Raw genomic sequence first — 18,559 nt, 5'->3', positions numbered from 1 at the left:
GCTCGCAGGATGACCGAGAACGAGATCAAGCTGAAGGCCATCGCCGCGCTCACCGCCCTGCGCGGCGGAGAGGAGCCCGGTTTTGTCTCCGAACTGCTCGGTGAGGTGATCCCCTCGGAGTTCGTCGTTCCGGCCTGGGCGGGCCCCGAGGAGGTCGGGCTGTCGCTCCTGAACCAGCTCTCCGACCCCTTGAGCGCCCTGATCAGCGGTTTCATCCTCGCCTTCGAGGCGATCGCGAACGCCTACGACGAGACCGACGCGGAACCGTCGACCGAGCAGATCCTCCAGGACGTGGCCCTCGGCCTCGCCCGCGACGACTCCGAGTGACCGCCCCCGCGGGCCGGTTCAGCCGGCGTGGACGTGGGGGCGGCGGGAGCGGTCGGGTTCGGCCTCTCGGATGACCTCGCGGGTGACGGGGGCGACCTCGCCCTGGCCGAAGAGGAAGAAGCGGAGGAAGTTGGCGAGCGGGTTGCCCTCGGTCCACTCGAAGTAGATGTGGGGGCGTTGGCCCGTCTCGTCGCGGACGTGGAGGAGGAGGGCGGCGAGCGCGTTGGGGATGCTGGAGCTCTCCAGGGTCAGGACGCGGTAGCGGTCGTGGAGGACTTCGCCGCGTACCCGCATGCCGGATTCGAACTCGGACGCGTCCAGGACGGTGACCTCGACGAACATGACGTCGTCCTCGGAGGGGATGTCGTTGTCCGCGCGGATCTGCTGCTTCTTCAGCCGGTATTCCTCGAGGTCCCGGTTGTCGGGCTCGTTGGCGATGAAACGGATGGTGCGGTTGGCGGTGTCGCGGATGAATCGTTGCGCCATGTCGTCGAACTCCACGTGCGTGACGCGGAGCTCGAAGACCCGGGCGAGGCGGGAGAGGAGCGAGAGCGCCATGATGCCCGCGATGAAGCAGGCACCGATCTTCACGCCGTCGGGGCGTTCGACGACGTTCACGGCGGTCGTGTAGATGAAGATCACGGAGATGATGCCGAAGCCGATGGTCCAGCCGCGTTCCGCGGCCCGGCGGGCGGCGATGGTCACGGCGACGGCGGCCGAGGTGATCAGGACGAGGACACCGGTGGCGTACGCGCCGCCCTGGGCGTCCACGTCGGCGTTGAAGATCCAGGTGACCAGGAAGGCGATGAGGGTGAACACGATGACCATGGGGCGCAGGGCGCGGGCCCAGTGCGGGGCCATGCCGTAGCGGGGCAGGTAGCGCGGCATCAGGTTGAGCAGGCCGGCCATGGCGGAGGACCCCGCGAACCAGAGGATCAGGATGGTGGAGACGTCGTAGACCGTGCCGAAGGCCGAGCCCAGGTGTTCGTGGGCGAGGTAGGCGAGGGCGCGGCCGTTGGCCTCGCCGCCCGACTTGAACGCCTCGGGCGGGATCAGCAGCGTGGTGATGAAGCTGGAGCAGATCAGGAAGACGCTCATGATCACGGCGGCGGTGGTGAGCAGCTTCTTCGTGCCGCGGATCCGGCCCGCCGGCTCGTCGGGGGCGTCGTCCGCGTCACCCTGGACGTGGGGCATGACGGCGACGCCCGTCTCGAACCCGGAGAGGCCGAGGGCCAGTTTGGGGAAGACGACGAGGGCGATGGCGATCATCATGAACGGGTTGCCGTGCTCGGTGGTCAGGGCGTCGGACCAGTCCGCGACGACGTGGGGTTCGCTCAGCACCTGCCACAGTCCGACCGCGACCACGATTGCGTTGAGGGCGAGATAGGTGCCCACCAGGACCACGGCCACGCCGATGGCCTCGCTGAAGCCCTTGAGGAAGACCGCCCCGAGCAGGGCGACCAGGATGAGGGTGATGAGCACCTCGTGGCCGTGCAGGGTGCTGGTGAGGTGCGGGTTCTCCACCAGGTGCGCGGTCGCGTCGGCGGCGGAGAGGGTGATGGTGATGAGGAAGTCGGTCGCCGCGAACCCGAGCAGGGTCAGGACGAAGAGCTTCCCCTTCCAGAACGACAGCAGCCGCTCCAGCATGGCGATGGAGCCCTCGCCGTGGGGGCTCTCCTCGGCCACCCGCCGGTACACCGGCAGCGCTCCGAAGAGGGTGAGCAGCACGAGGACGATCGTCGCGACGGGAGACAGCAGTCCGGCCGCGAGCGCGGCGATGCCGGGCTGGTAGCCGAGGGTGGAGAAGTAGTCGAGGCCGGTCAGGCACATGACACGCCACCACGGGCGGCCCTCGTGCTCGGTCACCGGTTCCCCGGGGCGCGGGCCGGGTCGCCTGTTCTGATCGGTCAGACCTTCCAGCAGCCACGCACGCAGGCGTGAGGGGCGGGTAGGGGTGGCCGCCATGGTGTTGCTCCAGTTGCATCGCTTGGTTCCGGCCACCAGTGCGACCGGCTGGAAAGCGTACGCATTTCGGTCACCGATGCGGCGTATGGAGCAGATCTTGACGGGGCCTTAACGCCCGCGCGCACGGAAATGCGCCGAGCGGCGGAGCCCGGTCCGGCTTCCCAGGGCCGGGGCCGCCTGCCCGGTAGGCTCGCCGCATGAGCAGCCGCACCCTCGTCCGCACCTGGGACATCCTCCCGAGCAGGGGCTACTCGACCGCCTGGATCGCCCTCGCCGAGGGCCGGTTCACCGCGCGGGGCCGGGCCGTGGGCCTGATCCCCGAGCCGTACTGGGTCACGTACACGCTCGACACCGTGGACGCGTACGTGACCTCCCGCCTGCACGTCACCGTCGAGAGCGCGGCGTCGACCAGGACCCTCGACCTGCGCAACGACGCGGGCCGCTGGACGGTGGACGGCGAGCACCGCCCCGATCTCGACGGCGCCCTCGACTGCGACCTGGGGCTGTGCCCCCTGACGAACACCATGCCCGTACTGCGGCACGGTCTGCACCGGGAGCCCGGAACCGAACCTCACCCCTTCCTGATGGCCTGGGTCGCGGTCCCCGGCCTCGAAGTGACCGCCACTCACCAGACGTACACGCATCTGGCCCGCGCCGAGCACGGCGCGCGCATCCGCTACGAGGCCGGGGACTTCCGCAGCGACGTGGAGTTCGACGAGGACGGCCTGGTCCTCGACTATCCGGAGCTCGCGACCGTACTGACCCGTTGACGCCCGGCGCCGTCAGGAGGCGGCCCGCAGGCGCCCGGCGGCCGCTTCCGCCTCCCGTACGACGCGGTCGGGATCGACGTCGACGAGGCGGCCGTCGAGCTTGAGGGGCCGTCCGTTCACGAACACCGCGTGGACGTTCTCGGGGCGGGCGTTGAAGACGAGCTGGCCGACCCAGTCGAAGCGCGGAGCGAAGTTGAGCGCGGCGGGGTCGACCACGATGACGTCGGCGAGCTTGCCGGGGGTCAGCGAGCCGACCTTGTCGGCCATGCCGATGGCCTCGGCGCCGCCGAGCGTGGCGATCCGCAGCACGTCGTGGACCTGCGGGAACACCGAAGCGTCCAGCGAACGCGCCCGCTGGAGGCCGATGGCCGTCTTCATCAGGGCGAAGAAGTCCGAGGAGTCGTTGGTGCCGCCGTCCTGGCCGAGCCCGACCTTGACGCCGTGCCGGGCCAGGTCCGGCAGCCGCATGATCCCCGAGGCGAGCCGCATGTTGCTGAGCGGGCAGTGCGAGACCCGTACGTCGTGCGCGGCGAGCGCGCCGATCTCGGCGTCGGTCAGGTGGATCGCGTGGTTCATCAGCAGTCGGGGCCCCAGTGCGCCGATGTCCGTCAGGACGCCGATCGGGTCGTCCGCGCGCTGCTCGGAGCGTTCGAGCACGTGGCTGTTGAGCATGACGCCGAGCTCCTGGGCGATGTCCCAGTGGAGCCGGTTCAGGCCCTGGATGGCCCGCGCCGCGTGCGTGGCGACCTGCGCGGAGGCGAGCGGCACCGGATCGAGGAGCTCCCGCTTCACCCGGGGGATCAGCGCGGCCTCCCGCTCGGCCTGGAACATCGCGTAGGTGAAGCGCATCCCGGTGTCCGCCAGGGCGCGCACGTACTGGACCGTCGTGTCGTACGGGAGGGCGTCGACCCAGTCCACGAGCGTGGTGACGCCGGACTGCACCGAGTCGAGGGCGCCCAGGCGGACGAAGCGGTACATGTCCGCCGCCGGGATGCGGGAGAAGGTCGTCCAATTGCAGTCGGCGAGCCATCCGAAGAGGTCGCGGTCGGCGCAGCCGCCGCGCATGGACGACTGCCACAGGTGGGTGTGGACGTCGACGAAGCCCGGCATCACGAGTTTGCCGGCGGCGTCGACGACCTGCGTGCCCGGCGGCACCGGGAGGCGTCTGCCGACGGCGGCGACGGTGCCGTCCCGCAGGAGGACGTCCGCGTTCGCGACCGTGCCGAGGGGGCCGTCGCCGAGGGCGGGGTCCATGGTGAGGACGAGCGCGGCGTTCCGCAGGACCGTGGACCGGGCGGCCGGCGCGGGGCCCCGCTGCCGGGTGCGCCCGGCGCCGAGGACGAGCGGAGCGGCGGCGGCCATCCCCAGGCCGGCCAGGACGCCGCGACGGCTGGGGGTGGGTGCGGGTGTGGTGACGGGTGTGGGTGCGGCGGGTGAGGCGCCGCCGGGACACTTTCCGCTGGATTCCATGACGTAGTGCCTCCCAACGAACACGGGTCGGTTCGCCCTTCCCTGCCCCGACGGGTCGTCAGGTGAAAGCGGGAGAGGATACCGGGATCGTCGGTCAGGCGAGGGGATTTCCGATAGAGGCGCGTCAACATTTTGTGGAACTGGCGGAATTTCAGCGGTGCGTGGCCAGCCGGTGCAGGCGCAGTGCGAGCTGGAGTTCGAGCGCCCTGGCGGGCGTGTTCCAGTCCGGGCCGAGGAGGCGGCCGATCCGCTCCAGCCGCTGGACGACCGTGTTCACGTGGACGTGCAGCACCGTCTTCGTCCTGGTCAGGCTGGAGCCCTCCGCGAAGTACGCCTCCAGCGTGCCCGTCAGGTCGGTACCGCGTGCGGTGTCGTAGTCCAGTACGGCACCGAGCGTGCTCCGTACGTACTCGGACACCCCGGCCTGGTCGCCGAGGAGTACGCCGACGAAGCCGAGGTCGGACAGGGCGCCGCCGCGGCCGCTCTGACCCAGGGCGCGCAGGGCGGACAGACAGCGGTGGGCCTCGGCGTGCGCCGCCGGCAGGCCGGCCGGACCGGCCGCGGGACCGCCCGCGCCTACGGTGACCTCGGCGGACGCCGCCTGCCCGAGCTCGCCCGCCAGGGCGTGGGCGGTGGCACCCGGGTCCTGGGCCGGCGCCACGACCACCACCTGCCCGTGGTGGAGCCCGGCCAGACCGTCGCGCGCCCGGGCGCCCCGGGTGGCGGCGGCCAGCAGCCGCTGCCGGTCCGCGGTCCCGCCGTGCGCCACGAACACCCCGTACGGGCGGTCGAGATCGACGCCGAGCCTGCGGGCGCGCGCCGAGAGGCTGCCCGGGTCCCCGCTGGTGGACAGCAGGTCGTTCAGCAGCTCCCCGCGCACCCGGTCCTCGGTTTCGGCCACCGAGCGGCGCAGGAGGAGCAGCAGCGCGGTGACCACACCCGCGCGCTCGAACAGCAGCCGGTCGGCGTCCGCGAGGTCCGGGCGGCCGGTCAGCACGATGCTGCCGAGGAGCTCGGGGCCGGCCAGCACGGCGCACACCCAGGTCCCGTCCGAGGACACGGCCCGGCCGCCGGCCCGCGACGCGGCGACCGCCCCGTCGGGCAGGGGCAGCGGCTTCGCCCCCGTACGGGCCAGTTCGGCGCCCTCGGCGTCGTGGATCAGGATGCCGCCGTCGAGGATGTCCGCGAGCCGGCCGGCCACCCCGGCGGCGTCGCCGCCGCGCAGGACCAGGTCGGTCAGCTGGTCGTGGGCGTGCTCGGCGCGCCGCAGGGCCTCGCTCTGGGCGCGGACGGTCGCGTTGGCGGAGCCCAGGTCGACGAGCGCGGTGCGGGTCTCCTCCAGCAGCCGGGCGCCGTCGATGGCGATGGCGGCGTGGTCGGCCAGGGAGGAGAGCAGGGCTACCTCGTCGGGGGTGAACTCGCGCGGGGTGCGGTCGGCGGCGTAGAGCACGCCGATGCCCCGGTCGCCCAGGCGCAGGGGTACGCCGAGGATCGCCCGCAGCCCCTCGTCCTGTACGGCGCTGTCGATGGCGCCGGTGTGGTGGAAGCGGCCGTCGGCCTGGTAGTCGCCGGTGGCGTAGGGGCGTGCGGTCTGGGCGACGAGCCCGCCGAGCCCTTCGCCCATGCCGAGCCGCACCCGCTGGAAGGAGGCGGCGACGGATCCGTCGGTGACCCGCATGTAGGTGTCGCCGGCGGCTTCGTCGTTGAGGGACAGGTAGGTGACGTCGGTGCCGAGCAGCATCTTGGCCCGGTGCACGATCGCCCGCAGCACGGCGTCCAGATCGCGCAGGGCCGCCAGGTCGCTGGCCGTGTCGAACAGCGCGGTGAGCTGCGCTTCGCGGCGGCGGAGCCGGCCGAGGGTGCGGCGGATGCGCAGGGCCACCTCGGTGGCCTCCGCGAGCTCGGCCAGCTCGTCGGCCGGAGCGCCCGCCTCCTTGGCCTCGGCGGCCGTACGGGCGAACTCCTCGGCGGGCGCCCCCTGGGCCAGCAGGTCCAGGAGGCGCCGCGGGCCGGGCCGGGTGTTCGGGTTGCCGGTGGCTGTCACGGTGGGGAGCATACGGCGGTCGGTCCGCTCAGCCGCCGAGCGGAACGGAGTCGTGCCGTGCGCGGGCCCGCCCCGGTGCCGCGACGACCGGACCGTCCTGGGCCAGGTCGCGGCCGCGGGTCTCCCTGGCCGCCAGGACGGTCAGGGTGGTGACGAGGGCGGCGGCGCAGAGGTAGACCGACACCGGGACGGAGGATCCGTAGTCCTTGAGGAGTTCGACGGCGACGATCGGCGCGAGCGCCCCGCCGACGATGGAGGCGAGCTGGGATCCCATGGAGGCCCCCGAGTAGCGGACCTTGGTGTCGAACATCTCGGAGATGAAGGCCGCCTGGGGCCCGTACATCGCTCCGTGCAGCAGGAGCCCGATGGTGACGGCCAGGGCGATGACGGGGAAGGACTTCCCGTCGAGCAGCGCGAAGAACGCGAAGGCCCAGCCTGCCATCCCGACCGCGCCGATCAGGGTGACCGGGCGGCGGCCGATGCGGTCCGAGAGGGCGCCCCACAGCGGGATGGCGACGAAGTGGACGGCCGAGCCGATCAGTACGGCGTTCAGCGCGTCGCTCTTGGGCAGCTTGAGGTGGGAGGTGACGTAGACGAGCAGGAAGGCGGTGAGGATGTAGTACGAGACGTTCTCGCCCAGCCGGGTGCCGATCGCGGTGAGCACCTGGCGCCAGTCCTCGCGGAACACGCGCACGACGGGCGGCCTCTCCTTGATGCCCGCGGCGGCCTCCTCGGCCGCCTTCCGCCGGGCTTCGAGGAATACCGGGGACTCGGAGACGGAGAGCCGGATCCACAGGCCGACCACGACCAGCACCCCGGAGAGCAGGAACGGGATCCGCCAGCCCCAGGCCAGGAACGTCGCGTCGGACTGTACGGCGGCCAGCAGCGCCAGCACACCGGTGGCGAGCAGGTTCCCGCCGGGTGCGCCGGCCTGCGGCCAGGCGGCCCAGAAGCCGCGGTGCCGGTCGCCGCCGTGCTCCGAGACGAGGAGGACCGCGCCGCCCCACTCGCCGCCGAGCGCGAAGCCCTGGACCAGGCGGAGCACGGTCAGCAGGATCGGGGCTCCGGCTCCTATCGCGGCGTGCGTGGGCAGCAGGCCCATCGCGAAGGTCGCGCCGCCCATCATCAGCAGGCTCAGGACGAGGAGCTTCTTGCGGCCGATCCTGTCGCCGTAGTGGCCGAAGACGATCCCGCCCAGCGGCCGGGCGGCGAAGCCGACGGCGTAGGTCAGGAAGGCGAGCAGGGTGCCGACGAGGGGGTCGCTGGACGGGAAGAACAGCTTGTTGAACACGAGGGCGGCGGCGGAGCCGTAGAGGAAGAAGTCGTACCACTCGATGGTGGTCCCGACCAGGCTCGCCGCGACGACGCGCTTGATGGAACCGGCAGTCGCGGGAGCGGTCTCGGGGGAGGCCATGAACACCACTTCCAGGCGTTGGCGGGGACGTTTCCGTGTCGGCACAACGTAGAAGCCACCGGGCCCCCCGCGTATGTGGTGGGACATCACAATCCGGGACCGTCCTATGTGTCCGGCCACCATCCCCCTGGAGGCCGGGCACGGGGACGGTCCCGTGGTCACACCGGCAGTACCCGCGTCTTCCCCGCGGCGTCCTGCCAGGCCGTCCGGTGGGCCCGGGCCGCGGACTCGGCGTGGCGCACCGCCGGCGCCGGCACCGGTGCGCGGCACAGCGCGTCGAGGGTCTCCAGCATCCGCCCGGCGAAACGTTCACCGAGTGCGGTGAGCCTGCCGGAGCCCAGGAGGACGAGGGTCGCCTCGCGGGCAGCCGAGCGCCAGCGCGCGAACTGGATGTGCGCGTTCGCCCGCAGGGCGGGGTCCGGTTCCGTACCGCTGTGCCGGCCCCAGAACTGTGCGACCCCCATATGCGCGTACGCCCCGTGGAAGAGGCCGAGCAGAGGGCGCGGGTCGGGGCGCCAGGGCGCGTAGTACAGCTCCTCGCCGCCCGCCTCGAACAGGTCGAAGAGATGCAGCATGCCCGCCAGCTTGTTGTGCTGCATCTCGTGGGCCAGCGTCACCGCGAACTTGGCCGTCGTCGGAGGCGGCGACAGCGCGACGCACCCGAAGGTCTCCGCGTTGCTGCCGCTGACGACGCCCCGGCCCGTGCCGGAGAGCGGAACCAGGAGCCGCGGGCCGGCGGCCAGCTCCTCGTACACCTCCGGATGGTCGGTGCGCAGCATCCGGCAGGCGTCCCGTGCCTCCACCGCCCAGCGGCGGGTCTCGTTCGGGCCCGGACCCTCCGGGCGACCCGCGGCCCTCGGGAACGCCGGCGGGTCCAGGGTGTCGAGCGCGAGCTCGGCGCCCGTGTCCAGCGTGGCCAGCAGGTGCGCGCCCCGCCAGCGGTCGCCCGTTCCGTACGGACCATGCGGAACCGCCACTGGGCCGCGGGCGGCATGCGCCACCGTCGCGCCGATCGTGGCCCGGCCACCGGCGTCCACGCGCAGCTCGGCGTGGCCGCCGGGGCGCAGGCCCGGGACATGGGCCCGGCCGAGCGACGGCAGCGCCACCCAGGGGCCCGCCACCCGCCACCGCACGCGTGCGGGCAGCCCGGCCCGGACCGCGGCCGCGGCGGCGAGCGCCGTGAACCAGTGCACCGGCGGAGGGTCCTGCGTGGGCCTCGCCAGACGGGCGAGCAGGCCGAAGAGCGCCGGGCCCGCCGACGGGTGGGTGAGAGCGGCGTCCACGGCCCCGGGCGCCGCACGGCGGGCCTCGACGAGCAACTCCCAGGCGCGCTCCGCCTCCTGGGCCACGGCGCCTCCGGCCCCACGGGCGGCGGTGGTCGCCGCGTGCATGACGGCGAGGCGCCTGCTGTGCTCGGCCCGGGCGAGCAGGGTCAGGGCCTCGGCCCCGCCGCCGCCCGCGGCGACCGCGTCGAACAGCCCGCCCGGGAAGCGGTGCGGCAGCGGGGTCCTGGTCATGCCGCCGTGCCTTCCGTGCCGACCGTCAACTCCGCCACGTCCCGCGCCAGTCGGTCCCGCACCCGCCGGATCAGCGACGCCAGGTCCGCGCAGTACACGCTCGGGTTGGCGAACCCGGTGGCGCGGTGGTAGCGGGTGACGTAGTGGCCGCCCCCGCACACCCGGTGCAGCGGGCAGGCGCGGCACTCGGCGCACAGCCCGTCGGCTCCCCACTGGCGGGCCGCGATGCCCGGGTGGCGCAGCAGCCGGTCGAAGGAGTGCCGCCACACGTCGAGGCCGGTGCGCGCCGCCCCCTCGTACGCGGTGCGCAGGGAGTCGTCCTGGGCGAGGGAGCCGTCGGTCTCCACCACGGCATAGCGCGCCGGGCCGAGACCGAGGGACTCCGTCCGCGGGGCGTCGCCGAGCAGCAGCGCCATGACGTCGTCGAGGAGCCGGACTCCGGTCTCCCGCACCGGGGCCCCGTACCAGCGTTCGAAGACCGCCCACAGCCAGTCCGCGTACGGCGTGCGCCGTCCCCCGGGGGCGAGTCCCGGCGGCGGGGTGTGCCAATTGCCCAGCGGCAGAAGGAAGTCGACGGCGGGCGGACGATGGGCGAGCAGCGCCTCATAGGTGCGTACGGGGTCGTTGCGCAGGTCGATGGTGCACAGCAGCCCGGCGAACAGCGGCCGGTAGGGCGCGCTCGCGAGCAGCTCCAGGGCCGCCTCGACCCGGGCGTGGCTGCCGCGCCCGTCGGCCCCGCGCCGGTGCAGGTCGTGGGCGGCGCGCCCGCCGTCGGTGCTCACTCCGACCGTGATGCCCGACTCGCCGCACAGGTCGAGCCGTTCCCTGGTGAGGCGCACCCCGTTGGTCTGCAGGGACAGGTGCAGCCGCACCCCGTCGCCGACGGCCGCGCGCAGCACCCGGGCCGTACGGGCGAGCGCGGCGTCACCGGCGAGCAGGGGCTCGCCCCCGTGCAGGACCACACCCGCCTCGCGCAGTCCGTGCGCGGACAGGTGTTCGGCGATGCGCTCGGCCGTACGGTCGACGACGGCCGGGGCCATGGCGCGCGGCTGCTTCCGCCAACTCTGGTCGTGCGAGCGGTACATGTAGCAGTAGTCGCAGGCCAGGTCGCAGCGGCTGTGCACCTTGAGGACGAAGGAATGGAGCGGATGCGGCTCCCAGCCCGCCGCCTCCCGTGCCGCCACGTCGGCGGCCCTCGGCCAGGGCGGCTCGGCATGGCGCAGTGGCGGTCGACTCATCCGCTCCCCCCGAAGACGTGCGCCGCCGATCCTTCGTACGCGTCCGTGGTGCGCGTCCGTCGTACTCGTCCCTCGTACCTCGGGACCGGGCCACACTCCGTTCGGCCAGTATTTGGTCGCAGTCCGCGGACCGTCAACATCACGAATGAGCCAAGAGGGCGTACAAGAAGCGCAGTTGGGGCACTTGGGGGCGCCTTCGACTGCCGCGGGGGCATGCCGCGGCGCTACCCTGGGCGGACACCGGTTTCCCCGGACGCGCCGGAGGGTGGACCCCATTGGACCGCATGACAGTTGCCGAGGAGGGTGCGCCGGGCGTGCTCGCCGAAGCGGACACGGCCGACGCGGAGTCCGTCGTCGTGGACCTGGCCGGGCTGGACCTCGAGGACGTGGCGGCCCTTCCCGACTCCGTGCTCGGTGCCCTGCTGCGCCGGATACACGACAGCTGCGCGGCCGGCGACCCGTTCGTCACCGGGCACCGGGAGAGCCAGTGACAGGGCTCTCCCCGTCCGGTCGGCGGCGTCCGCCGGACACGGCGGACGCGGCGCGGACCTCTCCGGGAGATCGGGCGCCGAGCCCTATACTGACACCCCCGCATGTCTGTTATGTCCACGTTCAGTTGCTGCCACCTCGCCGAGCGGAGAGGTCATGCCAGACTCCAACCTCCAGGAACGCCCGGGTTCGTGCACCGTCTTCCTCGCGACCTCGGAGAACCTCGGGCTGAGCACGACCCTGCGCAACACGGCGGACGTCCTCGCCGAGGGCAACCGCAGCGTGCTGCTCGTGGACGGCCGTCCCGGCGCCCGGGGCGGTGCCACCGGGCCCGTGCCGGAGCCCGAGCCCGGGCAGGTCGCCACCGTCGCGCGCACCACCCCGGAGGAGTTCACCGCGCTCGGCGACGACCCCGTCGCGGCCCGCTACGACCACATCCTGATCGAGGCGCCCGTGCCGGACGCTCCCGGCGCGGTGGAGCCGGGCCTGCTGGTGGACCTCGCCGACGCGCTGGTGGTCTGCTTCGCGCTGACCGCCTGGTCCGTCGACGGCGCCGCCGCCCTCGCCGAGGACCTCTCCGGCCGCCGCCGCGCCGGCCGGCCCGTACGGCTGCTCACCCTCGGCCTCAAGAGCGACCCCGCGGTCCGGGACCGGCTGCGCGAGGGCCGCGAACGCGTGCGCCGCAAGTTCTCGCCCCTCGCCCGGGCCCGGGGGGAGAGCGGGTTCCCCTTCCTGGAGATCCCGTACAACCCCCTGTACCGGGACAGCCGCAGCCTCGCCGTCGAGACCGAGGACGCCGGGACCGTCACCGGACTGCGCCCGTCCTACGAGCGGCTCGCCGACTGGCTGCTGGCGCGCCGCACGGCACGGTTCACCGACGCCACCGTCGTCCACTTCCCGCGGCACGCCACCTGGGCCGCCTGGCTGCGGGAGCGGCTCGGCGAGCAGGGCGTTCGGACCGAGCTGCGCCGGGGGGACATCTACACGGGCGAGAGCCCCGAGCCCGGCCGGGCCCTGCTCTTCCTCGCCCCGGGCGACGCGGACGACACCCTCCTCGCCCAGATCGGCGCGCTCAACCACACCGACGTACGGATCGTGCTCGTCGACGAACCCTTCCCCAACGCCGAGGCGGCGCACCACGAGCGGATCGACCTGCGCGAGGCCTCCGAGGGCGAGGCGCTGCGCGTGCTGTACGCGGGCCTCGGCCTCGGCCCCGCCCGGCCCGGCGAGGGCGCCGCGGGCGCCCGCTTCCCGCGCCTGCCCGCAGCCACCAACGTCGCCGCGCGCAACGGGAGTTTCGCCGACCGCGACGACCTGCTCACCACCCTGGAGGAGGAGCTGTGGCAGGCCGGCCACGAGGGCGCGGGCCTGGTGCTGCACGGTCCCAGCGGCTGGGGCAAGAGCGAGACCGCCCGGGAGCTGTGCCACCGCTACGGCCCCGGTTACGACGTGGTCTGGTGGGTGCGTTCCTGGGATCCGGACCGCGTCCGCCGGGGACTCGCCCGACTGGCCGCCCTCCTCGGCGCGCCGGAGGACCGGCGCGGCGCGGTGGCCGAGGACGACGGCGTCTCCCGCCTCCTCACCCGCCTTTCGCGCCCCGGCACGGACTCGCTCAGCTGGCTGATCGTCTACGACGGCGTGACGGACCCCGCCGAACTGCGGGGCCTGCTCCCCGTACCGCACGAGCGGGGCCACCTGCTGATCACCAGCAGGAGCCGGCCGGTCGAGCGGCGGCGGGACGACCGCCCGCCGCACCTGACGGCCTTCCCCATGAGCCCCCTGACGGCCGCCGAATCCCACGCCCTGCTGGGCGAACGCGTCGCCGAGCTCACCGCCGAGCAGGTCCAACAGGTCGGCAGCGTCGTGGACTTCGTCCCCCTCGCGCTCCAGGTGGCCGCCCGCTGCCTCGCCGAGCGGGCCGCCGCCCACCGCCGCGACGACCACATGACCCAGGAAGCCTCGGTCCGTGCGGCCGTCGCGGACTTCTGCGCCGCCTACCGCACCGCCAAGACCGAACTCCTCGCCGAGACCGCTGCCGTATCGCCGGTGGCCGTCGTGGTGCGGGTCGCCCGCCGGGTCGCGGAAGGCACCCCCGGCGCCGCCGCCTGGCGGGGCGAGAGTGCCGAACGCGACGCCCTGGGCTGGCTCCTGAGCGCCGCCTCCCTCCTCACGGGCCGCGGCATGGGACTCGATCTCCTCCGCTCCCGCCGCATCCTGTCCGAGCTGGCCCGCGACGACCTGGCCGGACCGGGCCGGCCCCCGGCCGGCACCCTCCTCCACCGGCACCCCGACGAGGTGCAGCTGCCCGACGAGCACATGGTGAGCGTCGCCCTGTGGGCGCTGGCGCAGGTCGGCCTGCTCGACGTCGACTTCGACAACAGGGAACAGCCCCTCGCACAGCACCACGCGCTGCGCGACGTGATTCGCGACGCCATGGACCCCGCCGAGCGGGCCCACGTCGAGTCGGTGCTGCGCGGTGTGCTCGCGGAGTACGGACGGCGGGACGAGAACCTGCCCCCCGACTGGGCGCGCGAGGTGTACTCGCTGCGCCTGTGGGAGGACACCCGGCCCCGGGTGCGCCGCTCACTGCTGCGCCACCTCCAGGCGCTCGCCTCCCGCGGCGAGGCCGTCGACCTCGCCCGCCTCCTCGACATCGCCGACCGGGCCCGCGCCTGCTGGTGGCAGGAGGGCGACGAGCACACACCCGAGTACCTGCGCCTGCTCAACTTCATCGCCCGCGCCCACCGCCTGCGCGGCTCGTACGGCAAGTCCCGGGAGATGTCCCAGGAAGCCCTGCGCGGGCACCGCAGGCTCCTCGGCCTCATGCACCCCCGTACGCTCCTCTCGGCCGACTCGTACGCCGCGACCCTGCGCACACTCGGCCGGTTCGACGACGCCCTGATGCAGTCCAGGCCGACCGTGGAGGGCCTCACCCTGCTGCTCGGCCCGCAGCACCCCGCCACGGTCCAGGTCGAGCACAACCTCGCCCTCACGGAGGCGCTCACCGGGCGGATCGCCGCGGCCCTCGGACGGATGCAGGAGCACTTCCGCCACCGGCAGGCCGTCGGTGGCAAGGACGACCCGGACGCCTGGCTCTCGGCCGATCTCCTCGCCTACCTGTACCGGGCGACGGGGCGCGACGGAGAGTCCCAGGACCTGCTGCGGCAGCGCCTGCGCAGGCACGGCGACACCTGGGACCAGGCACGTCTGGTGACGGAGGTGGGGCTCGCGGTCAGCGAGCGCCGGCTCGCCGACGGGTTCCCCGCCGCCAAGGACCCCCGCTACGGCTTCGAGATGGCCTACGAGCGGGACCAGCGCGCTCTGGAGAAGTTCGTCCGCCGCTTCGGGGCCGACCGCTACGACACCCTGCGCTGCCGGTTCAGCCTTGCCGCCGACCTGCACGCCCTTGGCAAGGCGGAGGATGCCGAACAGCAGGCGCGCGCGTGCGGGGAGGCGCTCGCGGCCCGGTTCGGCGTGGGCCACCCCTGCACGGCGCTGAGCGACGTCCGTCACGGCGTGTACCTGCGGGCCACGGGCGACCTGGAGCAAGCCGAGTCGACGGGCCGTGTCGCTCTCGACCGGCTCACCCACAAACTCGGCCTGGCCCATCCGTGGATCGCCGCCGCGGAGAACTCCCTCGCCGCCACCCTCGGCGCGGCCGGCCGCGGCGAGGAGGCGGTCGCCCTCGCCGACGGCGCCCTGGCCCGGCTGCGCGACCTGGGAGTCGCCCACCGACCGGACGGCCGCCGGGTGCGGGCGCACCACGCGTGGCTCACCGGATCCGAGAGCGCCCGCCCGGTCCCGGCTTCGGGCTTCGACATCGACCTGGAGCTGCCGGAGCTGTAAGAAGCCGTACGGAGGGGTACGAGGTCGTTCAGGCTGTCGCCCCGACAGTCGTCAGGCATCCGCCAGGCATCCGTCAGGCAGTCGTCGAGCGAAAGGCGAGCGCACGTGACAGCCCCCGCGCAGCAGCGCACCGAGATCCTGAAGGAATCCCACTGGACCGCGCAACGGCACGGCCGGATAACGGAGTTGTGTCAGGAGGCGGTCGCCTCGAAGGGATCCGGGATCCGTTCGCTCTCGCACTACAGCAACGGCATCCTCGACTTCGTGGTCTGCCGCACCGAGCGGGGCCCCCTCAGCAGCATGGTGGCCGAAGCCGGCGACGAACTGCAGGACGAGTCGCTGCCCGGCAGCCGGCTGCTGCTGTGCACCCAGGACCTGGGCGGGATCCTGCGCCCCCTGGGAACCGGAGACCTGATGCGCACCGTCGTCGCCAACGCGGGCGGCGGGCTCTGGGGCGGGCGGGTCAAGCCCGGCGAGTTCCTCGCGGGGCTCACCGAGGAGGCCGCGAGCGTCGAGGCCATGGACACCGCGATGAACACCCTCGTCACCCGGCTCCGTACCGAGGTGCACCTGCTGCCGGACGAGCTGCCCGGTGGCAGCCCGGCGGCCGCGCCCGGTCACTCCACCGAACAGGTGTGCCCGCGCGTCGACTTCGGAACGGCCGCCCAGCCGGGATCCGTCGACGAGGAGCGGCTGCGTCATCTCCTGCAGGGCCACCTGAACACCACCGACCTCCAGTACGCCGCCTACTACCGGGACTGGACCCTCGTGTGCGTCGGCGACGTCTTCGACGCCTCCGAACTCGGCCCGCGCTTCCTGAACGTCAGTGTGCGCAGCCGGCGCAGCGCCTACCGCGACCTCTCCCAGCGGCTGAGCGGGCACCTGAGCCGTCTCACCGACGCCCTGCACCTGGTCGCCCCGCCGGAGCCCGGCGGCCCGCCCGTCGACCGGCTGGTGCTCGACGTGCAGGAGGGGGCCGTGTACGTCACCTGGACCTCGCCCAGCGAGTTCGTCGTCGGTGTCACGCTCGACCAGCCGCAGGTCGGGAACGCTGACACCAGGCTGAACCAACTCGCCCGTGCGCTGGGCGAGATCACGACGCGGCAGCCGTCACGCTGAGCGTGCCCCACACCTCCTCCGCGAGGGCCTCGACCGTCCGGGCCGCCGTACGGGGGTGCGGGGGGCCCGCGCTGCCCAGCAGGTGCACGGGTAAGACCTCGACCGCGTACTCGTACTCCCGGCAGATCCGCCGCAGTTCGCCCAGCCGGTCCTCGACCGTCGCCCCCGACACGGCGGTGCGGAGCCAGGCGGAGACGGATCCCCGGAAGTTCTCCGTCAGCGCCCGTACGAGGGTGGCGCAGCCGAGGGCGCCGAGTTCCGCCGGTGTCCCGGCGGCCGGTTGCTCCGAGGTCCCCTTGGCCAGGCGGCGTTCGATCGTGTTCCGGGTGATGACGTCCAGGACGGTGAGGGCCTCCTGGAAGTGGCTCCGTACCGGTGCCGGCAGGTCGGCGGCCGCCGGATCCGGCGCGGGCGCAGCGGGGGGCCGTGCGCCCACCGGCTGCGCCACCGTCTCCTCGTACGGCGCCACGGCCCCCGAGCGGGGCCGCACGCCCCACGAGGCCACCTCGCGGCGCAGTTCGGCCAGTTGGGCGGACTGCTCCTCCAGGCCGCGCCTCACGCGCTCGCCCAGCCGGACCAGGCTCTGTTCCTGGCGTACGTCCGTCAGCCGCCTGTCGAGTTGCAGCAGTGCCGTGTCCACGCTCTGCGCGAAGTCGTCCTGCCGGTAGACCAGGGGCCGTGAGCCGATCGCGCGCCCGAGCCGGTCCTGCATGGGGTTCGAGACGTAGCCCCTGACGACGAGGAGGGCCTCGAACCGCGCCGGACGCACCGCGTTGCGCAGACCGTGCACGTGGGCGACCACCCGCTCCACGTCGCCGGCGACGAGGACGGAGTCGGTGAGGATCACCGCGAGGTAGGCGTCCGGCGCGGGGGAGAGCCAGTACAGCACCTCCTCCGGGGTGTCCGGAGGGGACGAGCGGCGCGCGGGGACCGGGTCGTGCGTCGCGATGCGCCACTGCCCGAGGTCCAGGGCGGCGTGCACGTCCCGCGCGACCTGAAGGCGGGAGACCCTCTCGTGCAGTTCGCGCACCGCCGACAGCACCTTCGCGGCGGTCACCTCCCGCACCGCCCGGCGCTCGCCCTCCTCGCTGAGCTGCCAGGCCTGGCGGCAGGTCTTGAGGACCTCGCGGGGCACCCCCTCGGTCAGCTCGTACAGCAGGCGCAGCGCCTCCGGGCCGAACGGTCCCGCGGGCCGGTCGGCCGTCGTGCCGGAGCCGCCGCCCGCCGCGACGTAGGCCGCCACCAGCCGTCCGGTGTCCTGTTCGTCGAGACCGGACGGCCACAACTGGACCACCCGCTCGTGCACGCTCGGCCGCAGCTCGCGCAGCCCCCGAGGCGAGACGCAGAACACCAGCAGACCGCCCCGGCTCGTGTAGATGTCGACGAGCCGTTCGAAGGCGTCCACGAAGGCGCGCCGGATCTCGTCCGGCCAGTCGAGCACCTTCTCCAGGGAGTCCATGAGCAGTGCGTACGGGCGGCCCACCCGGCCGTGGAGGAAGCCCTGCACGGCCAGCGCGTCGAAGACCCGGTGGATGCCGGCCGTCGCCTGTTCCGGTCCGCCGGGTCCTGCCGAAGGGCCGATGGCCTCGGTGATGCCCCGCTCGCGCAGCGGCTCGGCCGGCTCGCCGCCCCTGAGCCATTCCCAGACCATCCGGGTGAACGGCGGCTCCTGGAGGAGGGCGAGGGCGATCGCGAACCGGCGGTGCTCGGTGACCTCGCCGAGCGTGCCGAGCAGATGGGTGTGGATGATGGTGGGGTCGTAGCGCAGTGCCGAGACCACCTTGCCCGGGTCGAGGGTGCGGTCCCGCAGTCCTGCCGAGACCTCGTCGAGCGGCCCGAGACGGGGATCGCTGCCCTGCGCGTCGACGCGGTTCGCGGTCACGTACGCGTAGTAGTCCCGGACCAGTTCCTCGAACGCGCGCCGCCCCTCCGGGGTGTCGCCGGGGCCGCGCAGGCGGTCCCGGTACATCCGCCCCATGTCCTGGGCCGGCTCGTCGGCGATCCACATCGCCGGGCCGTCCGGCTGCCCGGCGAGCGTGGCGTACACCTCGCGCAGGGCGTGGCTCTTGCCCAGACCGAACCGGCCCACCAGGGCGATCGCCCGTCCCCTGCGGCCGCCGGCCGGCCGTTCGGCGAGATAGTCGACGACCAGGTGCGAGAGCTCGTCGAGGATCGGCGTCCCGATGGTCGCGTTGCCCGAGTCCGCCGCTTCGACCGGTGCGTCCCCGAGGTCGGCCGCGGGGCCGAGGCGCGCGACGGGGATCAGGGGGAAGGGATTGTTGTGCCAGATGTCTCCACTGTCTGGGGCCACGGCGGCACTCCTCGTGTTTTCCGATTGCGGTCGATCCGAGCGGGGGACG

The 18,559-nt window shown here is 73.4% G+C and carries 12 protein-coding genes; 5 read left to right on the top strand and 7 right to left on the bottom strand.

Features of this window, described 5'->3' with window-relative positions; genetic code table 11:
* The first annotated feature begins 9 nt into the window (after positions 1-9).
* Positions 10-327 carry a hypothetical protein gene (locus ACGFYU_RS06860; protein ID WP_393826198.1) on the top strand — a complete coding sequence of 106 codons (318 nt, stop codon included), beginning with the start codon at positions 10-12 and terminating at the stop codon, positions 325-327.
* Between the two features lie 18 nt (positions 328-345).
* Here ACGFYU_RS06860 and ACGFYU_RS06855 read toward each other — a convergent pair whose 3' ends face one another.
* Complete coding sequence (locus ACGFYU_RS06855) at positions 346-2,292, bottom strand: APC family permease (protein WP_393826197.1); 1,947 nt, start codon at positions 2,290-2,292, stop codon at positions 346-348.
* Positions 2,293-2,489: 197 nt separating this feature from the next.
* Between ACGFYU_RS06855 and ACGFYU_RS06850 the strand changes: the two genes are divergently transcribed.
* Complete coding sequence (locus ACGFYU_RS06850) at positions 2,490-3,062, top strand: putative glycolipid-binding domain-containing protein (protein WP_393826196.1); 573 nt, start codon at positions 2,490-2,492, stop codon at positions 3,060-3,062.
* Between the two features lie 12 nt (positions 3,063-3,074).
* On the opposite strand, the gene ACGFYU_RS06845 is transcribed toward ACGFYU_RS06850, so the two are convergent.
* The 5 genes from ACGFYU_RS06845 to ACGFYU_RS06825 all read right to left on the bottom strand — a co-directional run bounded on the left by ACGFYU_RS06845 (position 3,075) and on the right by ACGFYU_RS06825 (position 10,745).
* Positions 3,075-4,532 carry an amidohydrolase family protein gene (locus tag ACGFYU_RS06845; protein ID WP_393826195.1) on the bottom strand — a complete coding sequence of 486 codons (1,458 nt, stop codon included), beginning with the start codon at positions 4,530-4,532 and terminating at the stop codon, positions 3,075-3,077.
* Positions 4,533-4,683: 151 nt separating this feature from the next.
* Positions 4,684-6,588 (bottom strand): helix-turn-helix domain-containing protein, encoded by a 1,905-nt coding sequence (locus tag ACGFYU_RS06840; RefSeq protein ID WP_393826194.1) that lies wholly within the window; start codon positions 6,586-6,588, stop codon positions 4,684-4,686.
* A 16-nt stretch (positions 6,589-6,604) separates the two neighbouring features.
* Positions 6,605-7,990 (bottom strand): MFS transporter, encoded by a 1,386-nt coding sequence (locus ACGFYU_RS06835; RefSeq protein WP_393826193.1) that lies wholly within the window; start codon positions 7,988-7,990, stop codon positions 6,605-6,607.
* Between the two features lie 158 nt (positions 7,991-8,148).
* On the bottom strand, positions 8,149-9,507 hold the full coding sequence (locus ACGFYU_RS06830; RefSeq protein WP_393826192.1) for an aKG-HExxH-type peptide beta-hydroxylase: 1,359 nt from the start codon (positions 9,505-9,507) through the stop codon (positions 8,149-8,151).
* Positions 9,504-10,745 carry an FxsB family cyclophane-forming radical SAM/SPASM peptide maturase gene (locus ACGFYU_RS06825; RefSeq protein ID WP_393826191.1) on the bottom strand — a complete coding sequence of 414 codons (1,242 nt, stop codon included), beginning with the start codon at positions 10,743-10,745 and terminating at the stop codon, positions 9,504-9,506. Before ACGFYU_RS06825 ends, ACGFYU_RS06830 begins: the two co-directional genes overlap by 4 nt.
* A gap of 284 nt (positions 10,746-11,029) precedes the next feature.
* Between ACGFYU_RS06825 and fxsA the strand changes: the two genes are divergently transcribed.
* From fxsA to ACGFYU_RS06810, 3 genes are all read left to right on the top strand, one after another.
* Positions 11,030-11,236, top strand: a complete 207-nt coding sequence (fxsA, locus tag ACGFYU_RS06820; RefSeq protein ID WP_393826190.1) for an FxSxx-COOH cyclophane-containing RiPP peptide — start codon at positions 11,030-11,032, stop codon at positions 11,234-11,236.
* Positions 11,237-11,390: 154 nt separating this feature from the next.
* Positions 11,391-15,080, top strand: coding sequence for an FxSxx-COOH system tetratricopeptide repeat protein (gene fxsT / locus ACGFYU_RS06815; protein ID WP_393826189.1), 3,690 nt, complete (start codon positions 11,391-11,393; stop codon positions 15,078-15,080).
* A gap of 105 nt (positions 15,081-15,185) precedes the next feature.
* A complete protein-coding gene (locus tag ACGFYU_RS06810; protein WP_393826188.1) occupies positions 15,186-16,199 on the top strand; it encodes a hypothetical protein in 1,014 nt (337 codons plus the stop codon).
* Here the strand turns inward: ACGFYU_RS06810 and ACGFYU_RS06805 are convergent.
* Entirely contained in the window at positions 16,174-18,510 is a 2,337-nt protein-coding gene (locus tag ACGFYU_RS06805; protein ID WP_393826187.1) for a hypothetical protein, read from the bottom strand. The genes ACGFYU_RS06810 and ACGFYU_RS06805 overlap by 26 nt on opposite strands.
* Positions 18,511-18,559: the final 49 nt, after the last annotated feature.

The organism is Streptomyces sp. NPDC048337 (assembly GCF_043201175.1).
Classification (GTDB): Bacteria; Actinomycetota; Actinomycetes; order Streptomycetales; family Streptomycetaceae; genus Streptomyces.
The sequence above is the reverse complement of the archived record's forward strand: the minus strand, read 5'-3'. Positions and strand labels throughout refer to the sequence as shown.